Genomic DNA, 17522 nt, shown 5'->3' with positions numbered 1-17522 from the left:
GTGCAATTGCACGCTGCCGGCCGCGTCAGGCAACCGTTCATGGTAGCAATGCGACCTGACGCCATCGATGAAGGTTGCATTATGTTGCAAAACATGGCAGATGAGGCGCCTAGTCCTTCGGCTTGAACGTGATCGTGAAGCTCGAAGGCGCCTTGCCGTTCTCGTCAGTCGGCAGCGGGTCGGAGCGCTGTACCGCACGCAGCACGGCGTTGTCCCAGTCCGCATTGCCGCTGGACTTGCTCAGGCGGGCGGACAGCAGCGAGCCGTCCGGCGCCAGCGAGACCGACACCACGGCTGCCGGATTGCCGTCCACATCGCCACCGAAGTTGATGTTCGGCTTCACCTTGCGGCGCACGCGGTCGGCGTAGCCCGGCGACGCCTTGCCGCCCGAACCCGCGCCGGAGCCCGCCGCGCTGCCCACGCCACCGCCGCTGGAGGTGGCGTTGCCGCCAGCCAGGGCCTGCAGGCGCGCCAGCTCGCTCTTGCGCTGGGCGTTGGCCGCAGCTTCGCGCTTGGCCTTCGCATCGGCATCCGCCTTCGCACGGGCCTTCTCTTCGGCATCGGCGGCCTTCGCCTTCTGCTCCGCGTCAGCGCGGGCCTTGGCGTCGGACTTGGCCTTCGCGTCAGCGGCTTCCTTGCGGTCGCGCTCGGCTTGCTCCTTGCGATCCAGCTCGGCCTTCTTCTTCGCGTCTTCCTTGCGCTGCGCCTCGTCGCGCTGCTGTTGCTGGCGCAGGTCTTCCTTGCGCTGCTCTTCCTTGCGCTGGGCGTCGCGTTTTTCCTGTTCCTTGCGGGCGGCCTCGCGCTCGGCGGCCTCCTCGGCCTGCTTGCGCTTCTGGCGTTCCAGGGCGATGTCCGCGTCTTCCTCGGCCTTGCTGCGTACGGCCGGCTCTGGCTGCGGCGTCGGGCGCGGCAGCTCCACGGGGCGCGGCGGCGGGGCCTGCGTGGTGTCGGGAATTTCGTCCCACAGCTCGGCTTCGGCGCCCACCGGCGTGCTGCTCTGCCAGCGCACGCCATAGTAGAGCACCAGCCCGAGCAGCAGGTGCATGAACAGGGCCATCACGAACGAGCGCGTGGTGCCGCGCTCCTTCACCGGCTGGTAGGGATAGGCGGCTGCCTGGGCCCGGCGCTGCGGCCGGGCTTGCGGATGACGTGACGAGAGACTGGCCACTGGATGTCGCGGTGCTTACTTGGACTTGACCATCAGGCCCACGCGCTTCACGCCGTCGGCCTTCAGTACGGACATCACGTCGAGCACCGCCTCGTACTTCACGGCACGGTCGGCGGCGATCACCACGGGCTGGTCCGGGTTTTCATTCTGGCGCTGGTGGACGAAATCCAGCAGGCCGCGCTTGTCGAGCTTGCGCTCGAAGGCGTTGCCGGCGTTGTCCTTGCCGCTCGCAGTCAGGGTGCCGTCCTCATGCACGGACACGACGATGGGCGGCGCCTTCTGCTGCGGCGTGGCCTGCGCCACGGAAGGCAGGTCGACCACGGCCGGATTCACGATGGGGGCCGCCACCATGAAGATGACGAGCAGCACGAGCATCACGTCGATATACGGCACGACGTTGATGTCGGCGCTGGCCCGGCGGCGCGAGCCGCCGCGGCGCTGGATGGCTGCCATGGCTAGTGCTCCGAATGCGATGAATGAGGTGGATTAGCGGGTCTGGCGCTGGAGAATGTTCAGGAACTCTTCCATGAAACTCTCGAAGCGGATGGCCAGACGATCGATCTCCGTTGCATATCGGTTGTAGGCGATCACGGCCGGAATCGCCGCAAACAGACCGATAGCCGTGGCCACAAGGGCTTCGGCAATACCGGGCGCAACGGATGCAAGCGTCGCCTGCTGCACATTCGACAGGCCGCGGAAGGCGTTCATGATCCCCCACACCGTACCGAACAGGCCGATGTACGGGCTGACCGAGCCTACCGATGCCAGGAACGGCAGGTGCGACTCGAGCACATCCATCTCACGCTGGTAGGCGGCGCGCATGGCGCGGCGGGCGGCGTCGAGCAGCGCGCCGGCGTCGTTGCTGCGCTCGCGGGCCTTCAGGAACTCGCCCATGCCGGACTCGAAGATGCGTTCGAGCGCGCCGGTGTTGTGGCGGTTGTTGACGGCGCTGTTATAAAGCGCCTGGAGATCGCCACCGGCCCAGAAGTCGCGCTCGAAGATTTCCGTCTGGCTGCGCGCGGCGCGCAGCGCCAGGTGCTTGCGGAAAATATAGGTCCACGAGAAGAGGGACATCACCAGCAGCAGCGCCATGACGGCCTGTGCCAGCAGGCTGGCGTGCAGCACCAGCGAGATAATCGACAGGTCTTGCGTGACGGTCACCGGATTCATCGAGCGTTTCTTATAGTTGCGAGAACAGGAGCAGGAATCGGGGCCGGACGAAATGTGTCTTTATCGACACATCCCACCCGGATCTTGCCGCTGGCCAGCTGGAGGTCGTCGCGCCACGCTTCTTGGGCGAATTGGACCGAGGCAGGCCCCACCCGTTCAATCACGGTGCGGATTTCCAGCTGGTCGTCCAGCCGGGCGGGCGCATTGTATTCCACAGCAGTACTGCGTACCACGAAGACCACATTGGACGTATCGGCAAGGTCCTGCTGACCGATCCCGAGCGAGCGCAGCCATTCGGTCCGGGCCCGTTCAAAGAATTTCAGGTAGTTGGCGTAGAACACCACGCCGCCGGCATCCGTGTCTTCCCAGTACACGCGCAGCGGCCAGACATAGTTCGGCATGGCCGGCATTGTAACGGACCGCAACGGCCCGCCGCAGGTAAACCCGCAGGAGAAATGCAACAGCAAGTTGCGAGCCAGGCGCCGCGCGGCTTTGCGGGAAGCTGGCCCGATGCACCGCCCGCCACATCCGGCCTGCCCTGCCCCCGCGTTACCCCCTCTGGCACCGCCTTGCGGCGCGGCGCGGCCTCGCGTAAACTCTGCGGCAACCATTCCATCTTGCGCGACTGGCGAAGTCAGTGGGTACTACCACGAGGAAGCGCAAGTTATCTGGCGTGAATCACAAACGCCTGCCGCTCGCCTGGGCAGCGAATGGGAAGCAGGGTGCGCCCTGCACCGGACGACCTCTATATATAGAGGTCACTGGTGCGGGACGCCGATGCCTTCCCCGCGCGCCCTAATCGCGAAGTTCTGCGAAACCCCCGAGATGTATCCCGATTGCCTGTTCGTATCCGAAAAGTGCATCGGCATCCCTTTTTTACAGACGAGTCACGCCATGTTTGAACGCAGCCGTTTCACCATCGAGCAGATCGACCCCGAAGTCTTCGCCGCGATCCAGAAGGAAAACCAGCGCCAGGAAGACCATATCGAGCTGATCGCGTCCGAGAACTACACCTCGCCGGCCGTGATGGCCGCCCAGGGCTCGCAGCTGACCAACAAGTACGCCGAGGGCTATCCCGGCAAGCGCTACTACGGTGGCTGCGAGTACGTGGATGTGGTGGAGCAGTTGGCCATCGACCGCGTGAAGCAGCTCTTCGGCGCTGAAGCCGCCAACGTGCAGCCGAACTCGGGCTCGCAGGCCAACCAGGGCGTGTTCTTCGCCATGCTCAAGCCGGGCGACACCATCATGGGCATGAGCCTGGCCGAAGGCGGTCACCTGACCCACGGCATGGCCCTGAACATGAGCGGCAAGTGGTTCAACGTGGTCAGCTATGGCCTGAACGCGCAGGAAGACATCGACTACGACGCGCTGGAGAAGCTGGCCCACGAGAAGAAGCCGAAGATGATCATCGCCGGCGCCTCGGCCTTCGCCCTGCGCATCGACTTCGAGCGGATCGCCAAGGTGGCCAAGGATGTTGGCGCCTACTTCATGGTGGACATGGCCCACTACGCCGGCCTGATCGCCGCCGGCGTGTACCCGAACCCGGTGCCGCACGCTGACTTCGTGACCACGACCACCCACAAGAGCCTGCGCGGCCCGCGTGGTGGCGTGATCCTGATGAAGGCCGAGCACGAGAAGGCCATCAACTCGGCCATCTTCCCGGGGATCCAGGGCGGCCCGCTGATGCACGTGATCGCTGGCAAGGCCGTCGCCTTCAAGGAAGCGCTGACGCCGGAGTTCAAGGCCTACCAGCAACAGGTGGTGAAGAACGCCGCCGTGCTGGCCGAGACCCTGATCGCGCGCGGCCTGCGCATCGTGTCCGGCAAGACCGAGAGCCACGTGATGCTGGTGGACCTGCGCGCCAAGCAGATCACCGGCAAGGAAGCCGAGAAGATCCTCGGCGACGCCCATATCACGGTGAACAAGAACGCCATCCCGAACGATCCGGAAAAGCCGTTCGTGACCTCGGGCGTGCGCCTGGGCTCGCCGGCCATGACCACGCGCGGCTTCAAGGAAGACGAAGCCAGCCAGGTGGGCAACCTGATCGCCGACGTGCTGGACAACCCGCACGACGAAGCCAATATCGCCCAGGTGCGCGAGCAGGTGTCCGCCCTGACCCGCCGCTTCCCGGTCTACGGCTGATATCCGGCCCACAACCGGCATCGCGCCTATCTATATAGTGCGCGTGACGAACGGCGCTGCCCCGGCAGCGCCGTTTTACCTTTTGCACACCGCGAGCGATAATGCGGCCCGGCATATATCTTCAGGTGGTCCGGCATGAAATGCCCCTTCTGCGGTCATTCCAACACCCAGGTGCTTGACAGTCGCGTCTCCGAGGACGGCGACACGGTGCGCCGCCGCCGGCGTTGCGAAGCCTGCGACCGCCGCTTCACCACCTACGAGCGCATCGAGCTCTTCTTCCCTGCCATCGTCAAGAAAAACGGCTCCCGCGTGGACTACACGCGCGGCAAGCTCAAGGACTCCATGCGGCTGGCCCTGCGCAAGCGGCCGGTGTCCGCCGAGGCCATCGACCAGGCCATTACCCGGATCGAAGAAAAACTGCTGGCGCTGGGCGAGAAAGAGATCGCCAGCAGCCAGGTGGGCGAACTGGTTATGCGCGAATTGCGCAAACTCGACAAAATTGCCTATATCCGCTTTGCTTCCGTTTATCGCAGTTTTGAAGATGTGTCGGAATTTCGCGACGTACTCGACGAATTTTCCCCGCTTACCCCACGAAAGGGGTAGCTACTTCGTAAAAAAAGCTGTCTAATCTGCACTGACCTCCTTCGGGTAAGGAGGCCGGATGGCGAGCGCGTGCACGGCGTAAACGGGGCCCGACAGAGGCTCCGGCGCAGCAAAACTCCAACGCGCCGCCCGTAGAAAAGCAAAAGAACAGTTCGATTTTTTGGACGGGAGTCACAAATGGGTCAGTCTTTCTGCCTTTGGGCAGTGGGCTTGCTGACGCCTGCTCGGCCTGCGTCCATGCCCGCTGGCATGGAGTCGCCGCGGCATGCCAGCCAGCCGCGCAGCCGCGCCCGCATCGGGCATCTCCACCGCTCTCAGACGCGCTTGATCGGCGGTTTCACGCTGATCGAGTTGCTGACTGCCGTGACGATCCTCGGCATCCTCGCGGCGGCGGCCATCCCCAACTTCCGTTCCTTCCTGCATAACAGCCGCATCGCGACGGAATCGTCGAAGTTCTTCACCGAGATCGAAGCGGCCCGCAGCGAAGCGGCACGGCGCAACAGCACCGTCACGATCTGTCCCGTGGGCACCGGCAACGCCTGCTCCGACGACTGGAACCAGCGGCGCGTGATCTTCGCCGATCTCAACGGCGACGGCGTGGTCGATCCCACGGACGACGTGCTGCGCTACAGCGACGAGCCGACTCCGACCCTGACCCTGGAAGCCGGCAACCTGGGCGCCACACCCGATTTGGTGCGGTTCCGGTCCTCGGGCGCCTCCACTTCCCCGACGGCCACCTGGCGGTTCTGTGAACGCAACTCCGAACTGCCCGGCCAGACCGTCAGCATGACCGGCAGCGGCCGCCCCCAAACCCAGCAGCAGACGCCCTGCATCTGACGCCATGTCGCCCTCCCCACAGAACGGCCTACCGAGACGTGCCCGCCCGGTTCGACTGCGCACGCCCACGCGCGCGCGCCATGACGGGTTCACGCTGATTGAGTCACTGATCACGATCGTCGTGCTCGCCATCGGCGTATTGGCGCTGGCCATGCTGCAGCTCCGCACGCTGGTCGATGCCCGCACGGCGTCCATGCGCAACATCGCCACCACCATGGCCTACAACATGGCGGACCAGATGCGCAGCAATGAGGTCGCCATGACGGCCGGCGCGTTCGACAAGCCGAATGGCGTACCGAACGCCGATTGCTACGCGGCCAAGGGGTGCACGCCGGCGGCCATGGCCGGGGCCAGCTTCGCGGCCTGGCTGGACGATCTGAAGGAAGCGCTGCCCGCCGCCAGCGGCATGATCTGCATCGACGCTTCCCCCAATGACGGCGACGCCGCGGACCCGCAGTGCCAGAACGTCAACGGTGCGCCCTACGTCATCAAGATCTGGTGGCGCGAGGACGGCCAGGACACCCCCCAACGATTCGTGACCGCCTTCGTGCCATGACTACGTCCATCCGCAAACCGAGGCGCCGCGCGCAGGGTTTCACCCTGGTCGAACTCATGGTCGGCATGGTGATCAGCATGCTGCTGGTCATCGTGGTGATCTCACTCTACCTGGCGCAGCAGCGCTCCTACAACACGCAGGGCGACCTCGCCGAAGTGCAGGAGAACTCGCGCGCCATCGCGCAGTTGCTGCAACGGCAGGGCCGCCAGGCCGGTTATTCCGACTTCACGTTCCTGGACAACAGCTTCGGTGTCAACGAGACGCTCGAAGCCACCAACGATACCGGCGTCAATGCCAGCGACACACTGACCGTGCGCTACTTCGGCTCGTCGCCGCCGGGGGCCGACCCCGCGGCGGTGCCAGGCACGCCCACGGCCCCGACGCCGGACGGCACCATGATCGACTGCGCCGGCAACGATGTGAACGGCAACATCCTGATGACCGAGGTGTTTTCGATCATCAACGACGCGGCCGGCGTGCCCTGGCTCCAGTGCACGGTCAACGGGGCCGCCACGCCGCTGTTCCCCAACGTCGAGGCGTTCCAGATCCTGCTGGGCGAGGATACCGACGGCGACCAGACGGTCAACCGCTTCGTCCGCCCCGGCGCGGCGAACATGGCCAATGTGCGCGCCCTGCGTGTCTCGCTGGTGCTGCGCGGCAAGAGCACCACGAACGCCGCGCCGACCTCGCTGGTCCTGAACCACTTCGGCAAGGCGTATGCCCAGAACGACGCCGCCCCGGCCGGCGATGCCGGCAGCGTCATGAACATGGCCAACGACGGCCGCCTGCGCAAGCACGCCACGTTCTTCATCGCCCTCCGCAACCGCCTGAACTGACACGACATGACGCGAATCCTTCCCCGTCCGCGCGCCCGCCTGCATCGACGCCAGGGGCAGCGCGGCATCTCGCTGGTGCTGGTGCTGCTGTTCCTGATCATCCTCACGCTGGTTGGGCTGGCGGCGAGCATGTCGAGCCTGTCGTCCGAGCGCATGGCGCGCAACACGCGCGACCAGAACATCGCGCTCCAGGCTGCCGAGGCAGCGCTGCGCGATGCCCGCAACGACATCCGCAACATCCGCTTCATCTCCGGCGTCACCGGCGCGGCGCTGACCTGCGACGTCGCCGGCTTCAAGGGCTTCTGCCTGCCCGCCGTGACGGGCAAGCCGGCATGGGACCTGTACCTCGAGGATCCCGCCCGGTCCGTGGAACTCGGCGAAGTGACGCTGCTGACTGCCGACCAGAAGCTGCCGACCGTGGCCGCCGCCGGCTCCAACGGCGTCTCGAGGCAGCCACGCTACCTGATCGAATCGATCCCCGACATCAACGAAGGCAGCCTCGAGGCCGGCAACATCAAGTACGTCTTCCGCGTCAGCGCCATCGGCTACGGGGCCAACCCGAGCACGAAGGTGATGATCCAGGAAGTCGTGCGTTTCTGATACTTCCCGAACCGTGTCGCGCAACCCTCCAACCGCTGGGCGCACCATGAAACCGTTCCTTCTGCACCGACCCGCGAGCCGCCTGCAAGCCGTACTGCTTGCAGCATCGTTCCTGCTCGCCGTGGCCTCCGCCTCGGCGGCACAGCTCAACCTGTCCACCAAGCCCCTCTATGCAGGCGGCGGCGTTTCGCCGATGGTAATGATCGATCTCTCCAAGGATCATTCGCTTCACCAGAAGGCGTACAACGACTACTCCGACCTGGACGGCGACGGCATCCTGGACTCGACGTATAGCTCGCGCATCACCTACGCGGGCTACTTCGACTCCGCCAAGTGCTACAACTACGACAGCAGCAGCATCCAGGGCTTCGTGCCCGCCGCGATGGCTGACAGCGCAAAATACTGCGACGGCACCAAGTGGAGCGGCAACTTCCTGAACTGGGTGTCGATGAGCCGCATCGACGAAGTGCGCAAGATCCTCTACGGCGGCACACGCGCCGTAGACACGGCTACGACCACCGTGCTGGAACGCGCGTTCCTGCCGATGGACGCCCACGCCTGGGCCAAGTACTACGGCGGCACCGACCTGCGCAAACTGGTGCCGGTAGACCTGGAACTGCCTTCCGAGGTGGAGACCCAGACGTCGTCCACCCAGATCACGCTGCGCGCCGACGTGGTGACGCTGACGGTGAGCGACAACTCCAAGATGCAGATCGGCGACCAGATTCGGCTGGTTCCGCGCGGCAGCGCTCCGGCCGGCACATCGCTGACCGGCTGGATCAGCAGCATTGGCAATAGCAACGCCATCACGATGGCAATCTACGCGGACAGCGTGTCCAAGCCGGCCGGCGCAAGCAACAGCTATTCGTCGTGGACCGTGTCCAATCTCACGCGCGGCGGCCTGACCATCTGCAATGTCACCCCGAAAGACAGCAGCAATCTCAACTCACAGGCCAACACGCAGGCCCCGCAATTGCGCGTAGTCAAAGGTAACTATGCCACCTGGGGCGCCAGCGAGAAATGGCAGTGCAACTGGTACAGCGAGGCCAGCAACACCCAAAGCAGCTTTTTGCCTCAGACCAACGGCAAGACTGTCTCCGGCTCCTCGAACGGCAACCGCGCCGCAACATCGGGCATCAACGCGTCGGCCGAGAACCCGTCGCAGTCGGTTCGGGGCACCGGCACGGGGCAGGGGAAGGGCACGTTCAACGCACGCGTGCAGGCCTGCGTAACGGGGATGATTGGTGGCGAATCGTGCAAACAGTACGGCAATGCGTACAAGCCGTACGGGTTGCTGCAGAAGTATGGCGAAACCGGCCAGATGCTGTTCGGGCTGATGACGGGCACCTACGACAAGAACATCTCAGGTGGTGTGCTGCGCCAGAACGTGACGAACTTCTCGACCGAGATCAACCCTGACTCTGGCATCTTTACCTACCGCGCTGCCACCCCGGTCAAGGGCATTGTCTGGAACATCGACAAGCTGCGCCCATACGGCTACAGCTATAGCGATGGGGGTTACACCAGCGCAGACAGCTGCAACTATCAGCAAACCGCCATTCAACCGAGCGGCGGCCAGAACGCCCAGAACAAGCCGGCCAACGAAGGGAATTGCTCCACGTGGGGCAATCCGATCTCGGAAATTTATGTCGAGACACTCCGCTACTTCGCCGGCAAGACGGCCAACACCGACTTCGCACCCAAGTCCAATGGCAAGGACGTAGCCCTCGGCCTGACGACCGCGACGTGGGCCAACCCGATGAACCTGCCGGCGTCGAACCCCAAGCGTGCGCCCTACTGCTCGCCGCTCAATGCGCTGGTGTTCAACTCGAGCGTTTCCTCCTACGACAACGACCAATTGGGCGGCCTGAGCGATCTGGCCGGATCGCCGACAATCAGCGACTGGACCAACAAGGTTGGCACCGGGGAAGGCATCGACAACGGCAACTGGTTCGCGGGCGGGGTCAGCGGCGGCATCATCGACAATGTGTGCTCGGCCAAGAAGGTCGGCTCGCTCAGCAACGTGCTCGGGATCTGCCCGGAAGGACCGTCCCAGAAGGGCACGTTCCAGATCGCGGGCGCGGCGCTGTTCGCGCACATGAACCGCATCCGGACGGACATCGACGTCACTTCCGCCGATGAAACCACCCGCAACGCCGCGCTGAAGGTCTCCACCTACGCCGTGCAGCTGGCGACCAATACGCCCAAGATCAACGTGAACGTCAACGGCAAGACCGTGACGATCATGCCGTCCTACCAGCTGCACCCGACCAACGTTGACCCGAGCACCGGCACGCTGGTCGACTTCAAGGTGATCTCGCAGGACGCCAGCAGCGGCCGCTTCTACGTGAGCTGGGAAGATTCGGTGGCCGGTGGCGACTACGACCAGGACGTCTGGGGTATCTTGAGCTACTCCGTCACCGGCGGCAACATCACGGTGTCGACGAAGGTGGTGTCCGGCTCCTCGAGCAACGGGCAGGGCTTCGGCTACGTAGTGTCCGGCACCGACAAGGACGGCCCGCACTTCCACTCCGGCATCTACGGCTTCAACTACACCGACCCGACCGGCGTCAAAGGCTGCAGCAACTGCAATCTGGGCGATGCGGAAACGAGCGTCACCTACAGCGTAACCGGCAACGCGGGCTCGCAGTTCCTCGACCCGCTCCAGTACGCCGCCAAGTGGGGCGGCTTCAAGGACGGCGACGGCGACAAGACCCCTAACAAACAGACCGAATGGGATGTCCGCCTGTCCAACGGCGACGGCGGCTCGGATGGCCTGCCCGATAACTACTTCTACGCCACCAACCCGGGCGCGCTGAGCGCGGCGCTGGAGCGTGCCTTCATCTCGATCCTGGCCACCTCGTCGTCCTCCTCCGTCGCGGCAAGCTCGTCGCGGCTGGACGTCAACACACGGTCCTACCAGGCGCGCTTCAACGGCTCCGACTGGTCAGGCCAGCTGTTCAACTTTGCATTGAATGCCAAGGGCGAGGCCGTCCTCCCGGCCATCTGGGACGCCGGCCAGACGCTCCGCGGCATCGCACCCACCAACCGCGCGATCCTCACGTACAACAGTGTGGATCCCGATGGCGCGGGCATTCCGTTCCGCTACGACAGCCTGCCCCCCGACTTCCAGACCATCATGAATACGGGCGGCGCGGACGGCACGAAGCGCGTCAACTGGCTGCGCGGAGACAAGAGCAATGAGGGCGATGCCTCGGGCAAGTTCCGCGCCCGCCCCACCACCATCCTGGGCGACATCGTGAACTCCAGCCCGCAGTACGTGGGCCCGCCCAACGCCGGCTACGCGGGTAACGACTACGCCGAGTTCGTGCTGAGCAAGCGGTCCCGCAAGCCAGTACTCTACGTGGGCGCGAACGACGGCATGATGCACGCGTTCTCCGCCAAGGATGAAGACGGCGGCAAGGAGCTGTTCGCCTACGTGCCGTCCCTGGTGTACAGCAAGCTGCCCACCCTGACGAACCTCGATTACGTCCACACCTACACGGTCGACGGGACACCCGCCGTCAAGGATGCGAAGGTCAACAGCAACTGGCGCACCGTGCTGGTCAGCGGCCTCGGCCTCGGCGGCCGTGGGGTGTTCGCGCTCGACGTCACCGATCCGGAGTCGGTCAGCGAGAACACCGCAGGCAGCACCGTGCTGTGGGAGTTCCCGAGCTCGGCCGACGCTGATCTCGGCCACGTGGTGGGCCAGCCGAAAATCGTCAAGATGTCGAATGGCAAGTGGGTGGCGATCTTCGGAAACGGCTACAACAGCACGGCGGGCCGTGGCTCCATCTTCATCGTCTACCTGGACCGCGTGCGGGGCTCGAAGCGCTGGACGCCCGGCACGGACTATCTCAAGCTGACGCTCGACGATGCCACCGCGACGGCGTCCAACGGGATTGCCTCGGTGCTCCCGGCGGACGTCAACGGCGACGGTACCGTGGACTTCCTCTACGCTGGCGACCTGCTCGGCAACCTCTGGAAGTTCGACGTCTCGGACAAGACCGATTCGAAGTGGCAGTCCACGCGCAAGCTGATGTTCACCGCCAAGGACAGTGCCGGCAACCGTCAACCGATCACCGGCCAGCCGGACGTGGCGCGCAACCCGACCGGCGGCTACATGGTGGTGTTCGGCACGGGCCGGTACGTCGACAACAGCGACCCTTCGAACTTCTCGACCCAGTCGCTGTACGGCATCTGGGACCAGAACATTACCGCGCAGGGCACGATCACGCGCAGCATGCTGCAGGAACAGAAGACGCTGTCGGCTGGGGTTTCCAACGGCCTCACCTACCGGATCTCGACCGACACAAAGGTGCAACTGACGCCTGGAGGGGTCCAGGGCTGGTACATGGACCTTCTGGTTGGCCCCACCTACGCCCAACTCGGCGAGCGGGTGGTCACGGACGCCCTGATCCGTGGCAAACGTGTCGTGCTGGTCACGATGACGCCGTCCACCGAGGTCTGCGACAGCGGCGGCTCGAGCTTCATCTACGAAGTCGGCACGTTCAGCGGCGCGCGTCTCAGTGAATCGCCGGTGGACCTGAACGGCGACGGCAAGATCGACCAAAACGATACGGTCAACGGTGTGGTGGTGAGCGGCGTCGGCTCGACGGTGGGTATCACGCCGAAGCCGCCTATCATCGACTGCGGCCCGGGCAAGGAGTGCAAGCTGATGTCCGGCTCGAGCGGCGGCACGCAGACCATCACGGAAAGCGCCGACAAGCCGAGCGGTCGCCTGTCGTGGCGCGAGATCCTGCACTGATGGCGGTGCAACATGAAACAAGACGGAGAACGGCAATGACCCGGACAGGACTGCGGCAGCGCATGCAAGGCTTCACGCTGATCGAACTGATGATCACGGTCATGGTGCTCGGCATCCTGGCCGCCATTGCCTACCCGCAGTACGGGCAGTACGTGACCAAGGCGCGCCGCACCGAAGCCAAGGCCGCCCTGGCACGCGTGCAGGGTGCCCAGGAGCGGTATTTCACGGTGAACAACAAGTATTCGTCGGACCCGGCCCAACTCAAGGTACTGGCTTGCGCCGCCCAGACTACGGGGTCCGGGGATACCTGCGATCAAGGCAGCCATGTGATCACCATCGCCGTGACCGGCGGCGCCGATGCCACCGGCTACACCCTCACGGCCGCGCCAAAGCTGGCCGACGCGCTGTGCGGAACCCTCGGCATCGACAACCTCAATACCAAGACCAAGACGGGCACGGCAAGCCTGGCGGAGTGCTGGTAGCCGTTTCCCCGGCCCGCGCATGACCCGTGCGCGGGCCAAACCGGGTCTCCGGCCTGGCTCTGTTCCGAGTCGACCTCGGACACAAACTTCCACAAAACCTCCACATCCGGACACGTTTTAGGGCCTCGCCCGAGGCTATCGTGGACATCCGTTCTGTTCGAACCGATGCGCCATGTCCCTTGCTCCACCCTCTCCTGCCGGCCGCTGCCCTAAGCAACGCGCGCGCGGCTACATCTTCCTCGAATCGCTGATCTGCCTTGCCGTCATCGGCATTGGCGCCATGCCGCTCGCTGTGCTCGGCCCCTTGTGGCTCCGGCTGGCGGGTGAGCAGGAGAGTCTGGCGCAGACCACGCAGTGGGCGTCGGAGTTCGCCGAAACGGCCGGTGCCGGTTCGATGGTGCCGCCCGGCGGGCGCCACGCGCAGCTGTGTGGCGCGCTCGGCGTCGGGGCCGGCGCTCGGCCGCTCTGCGCGCCCGGTGCGCGCATTGTGCTGGCCGGGCCGGGCCGCATTACGGCGGACGCCTCACCCGGCATGACGGCACCTCCCGCCCACGTGGCGCTATGGGTAGCGCCATGACGCGTCGCCCTCGCCAGCGTGGGTTCACGCTCACCGGGATGATGGTGGGGATGGTGCTCGGGCTGCTGGCATCCGTACTGGCCATCACCACGTTCCAAGTCGTCCGGCAGGCATACGCCAACGTCGCGGACAGCGTGATGATGGCGGAGCGCGGCCATCGGGCGCTGGGCATCGTCGCTCAACTGGTGCGTCAGGCGGGCTGGATTCCCGGTCGGGCCTCGCTCACCCCAGGGCATCCGGCGCCAACCGCGCCGCTCGAGGGCCACGACGACTGCGGCCAGCCCGCCGTCGATCTATCTGCCCCGTGCGGCACCCGGGGCCGGCATCAGAGCGATGCCCTGCGCCTGCGCTTCTCCGGCAGCAGCAGCGGCGATGCGACCACGCGGCCCGACGGCACCATGACCGACTGTGGCGGGCATGCGCTGGCGGCAACCGCCCAACCGGTCGATGGCGTGCCCACCTCGCATCACGCCGCGATGAACCTGCTGTACATCGGCCTCGGCAGTGATGGCGTGCCGCAGTTGCTGTGCCGCTATCCGCGCCGGCAGGGGCGCCAGATGCAAGCCGTCACTTACACCTCGGGGACGCTCGTCCGTGGCGTGGAGGCCATGCAGCTGCGCTATGGCGTCGACCGGGACGGCGACGGCGAGGCGGACACCTATCTCCGCGCCCGCGACATCCGGGCGCAGGGCGATGCCGGCTGGCATCGCGTGCGCACGGTGCAGATCGCACTGGTGATCCGGGGCGACCGCGCTACCGGGCAGACGACCCGGCCAGAGCCGCTGACCCTGCTGCCCGCTCTGACCCATGGCGACGCCGACGAGGACTTGTCGTTCCCCCCTGCGACCCGGCATGCGGTCCGCCGGCGCGTCTTCACCACCACCTTCCGCCTGCGCAACCCTTCGCCCTGCCTGGAGGCCCTATGCTGACCCGCCGCACGCAGGATGGCATCGCCGTTCTCGCTTTCGTCACGACGATGCTGGTGCTCACGGCCAGCGTCTGCGCCGCAGCGATGCACTTCCTCCACGCCGGCCGTCAACTGGCAGGGCTGCAACTGGACCGCGAGATCGCGTTCCGCGCGGCGGAGGCGGCCTTGCTCGATGCGGAGGCGGATCTGCTCGCGGCTGCCGCGTCGCCGCATGCTCGGCTGGCGTCGTGGCCGGACCCGGGCCATTGCGGCGTGGAGGCCCAGCGCGGCATCTGTCGAACGGGCACCGGCCAGCCGGCCTGGTGGCCTTGGATCGAGGGCAGCCCGCCCGAGAGCGTGCCTGCCCTGTCGATCGGCGCGTTCACCAGGGTGCGCCTGCCCGATCTGCCCGAAGGCGTTGCCGGGGCGACGCATCCGCCCCGCTACCTCATCGAAGTCCTCGACCACCACCAGACCCTCCAGACACTGGCCGGCACAGCCCAGTGGCCGCGCTTCCGCATTACCGCACTCGGTTTTGGACGCGATCCGTCCGTGCGCGTCCTGCTGCAGACGGAGTTCCAGCCATGATCCGCCTTGTCATGGGGTGCGTGGCGATGGTGCTAGGGCTGTGCGCCAGCGCCGTTGCCAGCGAGGCCGGCCATTTGCCGATGGGCTACCGCGTGGCACCTGCCGCCTATCCTTGGACGGGCCGCCTCCATGCCATCGGCTTCCGCACCACCGCCGATGCCAACCGGCGTGGGGTACTGCACCTCTGGGAAGCGGGCGATTTACTGGACCAACGCGCCACGGACACGCGTCGCCTCTATCTGGGCGGAGCGCGGCTGACACCCCTGCGGTGGCAGGCCATCGATGCCGAGGCCAAGCACAGCCTCAACATCGATCCCACCATCGGACAACCCGACATCCAAGGCCCAGACCGGCTCTCCTGGCTGCGTGGCAACCGCCTTATCCCACCCATGCGCCCACGCGACACCCGGCTTGCCAGCGCCACCGGCGCGCGTGTGCACGTGGTGGCGCCGCCCGCGTGGCAGCCCATGCAACCAGGCCACACCGCCTTCCGCAACGCACACGCACTGCGGCCAACCACCGTCTGGCTGGGCACGCGCGATGGCATCCTCCACGGCTTCCACGCGGTCACGGGACAGGAACTCACGGGCTACCTACCGCGCGCCGCACTGGCCGAAGCCGCCGCCCTAACCGCCGTGGGCACGCGGGTGCCGGCCCCGCCGTGCCCAAGGCCCCATAGCGTGGATGCTGACCCAAACGGCCGCTGGCGCACCCTTCTCCTTTGCGCCACACCCGCTACGGCGCGCACGCCCGGCACCGCATTCGTCCTCGACGTATCCACTCCGGACGCCGACACACCCATCCAACTGATCTGGGAAGTGACGGGAAGCGACGCCTTGCCACTGACCGGCAGTGGCCCGCTACGCGCCGCCATGCTCAGGGTCCACAACGAGCGGCGCTGGTTCGCCGTCGGCATCCTCGCGCCGGGCACGCCGGCGGGTGCACGGGCGGCCTTGGCGCTGCTTCCGCTGGACCGGCCGGCAGGCGCCTGGGCGACCACCGGCCGTGTTCCGCGACTGCCGCTACCTGAACAAGGCTGCGACAGCAAGACGGCCACCACGCAACTCCTCGCCGTCACGGTGCGGAGCGATGCCAGTGGCGCCGCCCGCGCCGCGTACGCCATCGACGATGTAGGCCGCCTCTGGCGGTTCCCCCTCGACGCCCTTGGCGCCGATACGCCACCCGCAACATGCCTGCATCGCCAGACCGCCAGCAGACGTGGCAGTGTCGAACCACCCGTGATCACGTACACCGGTGCTTCCCCGCTTATTGTCTACGGCACCGGCAACGCCGTGTCCGCCATTCCGGACCACACCGAAAAGCCAGCCAACCCACGCCAGATCCGCGCAATCCCGAGCGGTAACGGCGTGGTGCTGCGTGCCGTCCCCTCGTCGGACCCACCCGGCACGACAGGATGGACGCTTGCGCTGCCCCATCCGGGCGAACAGATCGAGACACTGGACGCCGCCAGCCCTGCCCATCTCGCCTTCACCACGCTGGCGCCCGATGGCCGCGCGCGGAGCTACCTGATCGACGCCGCTACCGGGGAGTCGGTCACCGTCCTGCAGGCCGATGGCAAACCCGGCGCCGCCATCACAGGGTTGCCGTTCGATCCGGCCTTCGGTGGTCCGTTCGTCAGCCTCTCCCCGGTCATCGAAGGTGCCGCTCCGGCGCCCGGCATCTCCCGGCGCGATGTCCATTCCCTTGCCCTGTGGCAGGTCGATGGCGACGGCGCCTACCTGCAACAACACGCCTACCTGACACGCCGGCGCGGTCGGCTGGGCTGGCGCGAACTGATCCGGACACCGCTATGAGCATCGCCATGACGCACCGACCCTGCCTGCCGCGCACCCAAAGCAGCGGCTTCAGCCTCGTCGAGTTGATGATCACCCTGATGATCGTCGTGATCCTCGCCGCCATGGCGCTACCGGCATGGCGGCAGCATTTCCACCGGGCGTGGCGCATGCAGGCACGTGCCGAAGCGGTCACCGCGATGCTGGCGCTCGAGCGGCATGCCCTCAGCGCGTCGACGTTTGCGAGCGCCCTAGACGCAACCGCCCCGGCCGGCCATTGGCCCCGCCCCGTGCCCGCGCCGCCCGCCCCGGTCCGGCACTTGCTGACGGCCACCAGTTGCGCCGGACTTGACCTGTCCCGCTGCGTCGAAGTCCGCGCCACGCCCACTTTTGTCGATACGCGCTGCGGCACCCTCGTGCTGCGGAGCACGGGCGAGTGGCTTTCCCTGCTCACCGCGGCGAATCCGCCCGCTCGACTGCCCGAAGGGTGCTGAA

The 17522-nt window shown here is 66.1% G+C and carries 17 protein-coding genes and 1 riboswitch; of the genes, 13 read left to right on the top strand and 4 right to left on the bottom strand.

Annotation, left to right across the window (positions count from 1 at the left end):
• Positions 1-109: 109 nt before the first annotated feature.
• The 4 genes from tolA to ybgC are packed head-to-tail and all read right to left on the bottom strand — an operon-like array spanning position 110 to position 2739.
• Complete coding sequence (tolA, locus tag AC1DP9_RS00865) at positions 110-1168, bottom strand: cell envelope integrity protein TolA (RefSeq protein ID WP_477106376.1); 1059 nt, start codon at positions 1166-1168, stop codon at positions 110-112.
• A 15-nt stretch (positions 1169-1183) separates the two neighbouring features.
• Positions 1184-1621 (bottom strand): protein TolR, encoded by a 438-nt coding sequence (gene tolR / locus AC1DP9_RS00860; protein ID WP_092290512.1) that lies wholly within the window; start codon positions 1619-1621, stop codon positions 1184-1186.
• A gap of 33 nt (positions 1622-1654) precedes the next feature.
• A complete protein-coding gene (gene tolQ / locus AC1DP9_RS00855; RefSeq protein WP_177219836.1) occupies positions 1655-2338 on the bottom strand; it encodes a protein TolQ in 684 nt (227 codons plus the stop codon).
• On the bottom strand, positions 2335-2739 hold the full coding sequence (gene ybgC, locus AC1DP9_RS00850) for a tol-pal system-associated acyl-CoA thioesterase (protein WP_092290881.1): 405 nt from the start codon (positions 2737-2739) through the stop codon (positions 2335-2337). The genes tolQ and ybgC overlap by 4 nt, the downstream gene beginning before the upstream one ends.
• A 210-nt stretch (positions 2740-2949) precedes the next feature.
• Positions 2950-3050: riboswitch (ZMP/ZTP riboswitch) on the top strand.
• A 182-nt stretch (positions 3051-3232) separates the two neighbouring features.
• Here ybgC and glyA point away from each other — a divergent pair.
• The 13 genes from glyA (at position 3233) to AC1DP9_RS00785 (ending at position 17521) form a co-directional block, all read left to right on the top strand.
• Positions 3233-4480: a serine hydroxymethyltransferase gene (gene glyA, locus AC1DP9_RS00845; protein WP_477106375.1), complete on the top strand. Its 1248-nt coding sequence runs from the start codon at positions 3233-3235 to the stop codon at positions 4478-4480.
• A gap of 135 nt (positions 4481-4615) precedes the next feature.
• Positions 4616-5083 carry a transcriptional regulator NrdR gene (gene nrdR, locus AC1DP9_RS00840; protein ID WP_477106374.1) on the top strand — a complete coding sequence of 156 codons (468 nt, stop codon included), beginning with the start codon at positions 4616-4618 and terminating at the stop codon, positions 5081-5083.
• A 237-nt stretch (positions 5084-5320) separates the two neighbouring features.
• Entirely contained in the window at positions 5321-5920 is a 600-nt protein-coding gene (locus AC1DP9_RS00835; RefSeq protein WP_477106373.1) for a GspH/FimT family pseudopilin, read from the top strand.
• 4 nt (positions 5921-5924) lie between these two features.
• Entirely contained in the window at positions 5925-6476 is a 552-nt protein-coding gene (pilV, locus tag AC1DP9_RS00830; RefSeq protein ID WP_092290520.1) for a type IV pilus modification protein PilV, read from the top strand.
• Complete coding sequence (locus tag AC1DP9_RS00825) at positions 6473-7312, top strand: PilW family protein (RefSeq protein ID WP_092290885.1); 840 nt, start codon at positions 6473-6475, stop codon at positions 7310-7312. The genes pilV and AC1DP9_RS00825 overlap by 4 nt, the downstream gene beginning before the upstream one ends.
• 6 nt (positions 7313-7318) lie before the next feature.
• Positions 7319-7912 carry a pilus assembly PilX family protein gene (locus AC1DP9_RS00820; RefSeq protein ID WP_092290522.1) on the top strand — a complete coding sequence of 198 codons (594 nt, stop codon included), beginning with the start codon at positions 7319-7321 and terminating at the stop codon, positions 7910-7912.
• A 46-nt stretch (positions 7913-7958) separates the two neighbouring features.
• Positions 7959-12680, top strand: a complete 4722-nt coding sequence (locus AC1DP9_RS00815) for a pilus assembly protein (protein WP_477106372.1) — start codon at positions 7959-7961, stop codon at positions 12678-12680.
• Between the two features lie 35 nt (positions 12681-12715).
• Positions 12716-13162: a type IV pilin protein gene (locus AC1DP9_RS00810; RefSeq protein WP_177219838.1), complete on the top strand. Its 447-nt coding sequence runs from the start codon at positions 12716-12718 to the stop codon at positions 13160-13162.
• A 172-nt stretch (positions 13163-13334) separates the two neighbouring features.
• A complete protein-coding gene (locus AC1DP9_RS00805) occupies positions 13335-13739 on the top strand; it encodes a hypothetical protein (protein WP_477106371.1) in 405 nt (134 codons plus the stop codon).
• Positions 13736-14668: a PilW family protein gene (locus AC1DP9_RS00800; protein ID WP_477106370.1), complete on the top strand. Its 933-nt coding sequence runs from the start codon at positions 13736-13738 to the stop codon at positions 14666-14668. Before AC1DP9_RS00805 ends, AC1DP9_RS00800 begins: the two co-directional genes overlap by 4 nt.
• Positions 14662-15234, top strand: coding sequence for a pilus assembly protein (locus AC1DP9_RS00795; protein ID WP_477106369.1), 573 nt, complete (start codon positions 14662-14664; stop codon positions 15232-15234). Before AC1DP9_RS00800 ends, AC1DP9_RS00795 begins: the two co-directional genes overlap by 7 nt.
• On the top strand, positions 15231-17048 hold the full coding sequence (locus tag AC1DP9_RS00790; protein ID WP_477106368.1) for a pilus assembly protein: 1818 nt from the start codon (positions 15231-15233) through the stop codon (positions 17046-17048). The genes AC1DP9_RS00795 and AC1DP9_RS00790 overlap by 4 nt, the downstream gene beginning before the upstream one ends.
• Complete coding sequence (locus AC1DP9_RS00785) at positions 17045-17521, top strand: type IV pilin protein (protein WP_477106367.1); 477 nt, start codon at positions 17045-17047, stop codon at positions 17519-17521. Before AC1DP9_RS00790 ends, AC1DP9_RS00785 begins: the two co-directional genes overlap by 4 nt.
• The last annotated feature ends 1 nt before the right edge of the window (position 17522 follow it).

The organism is Cupriavidus sp. 01L43 (assembly GCF_056399925.1).
The sequence above is the reverse complement of the archived record's forward strand: the minus strand, read 5'-3'. Positions and strand labels throughout refer to the sequence as shown.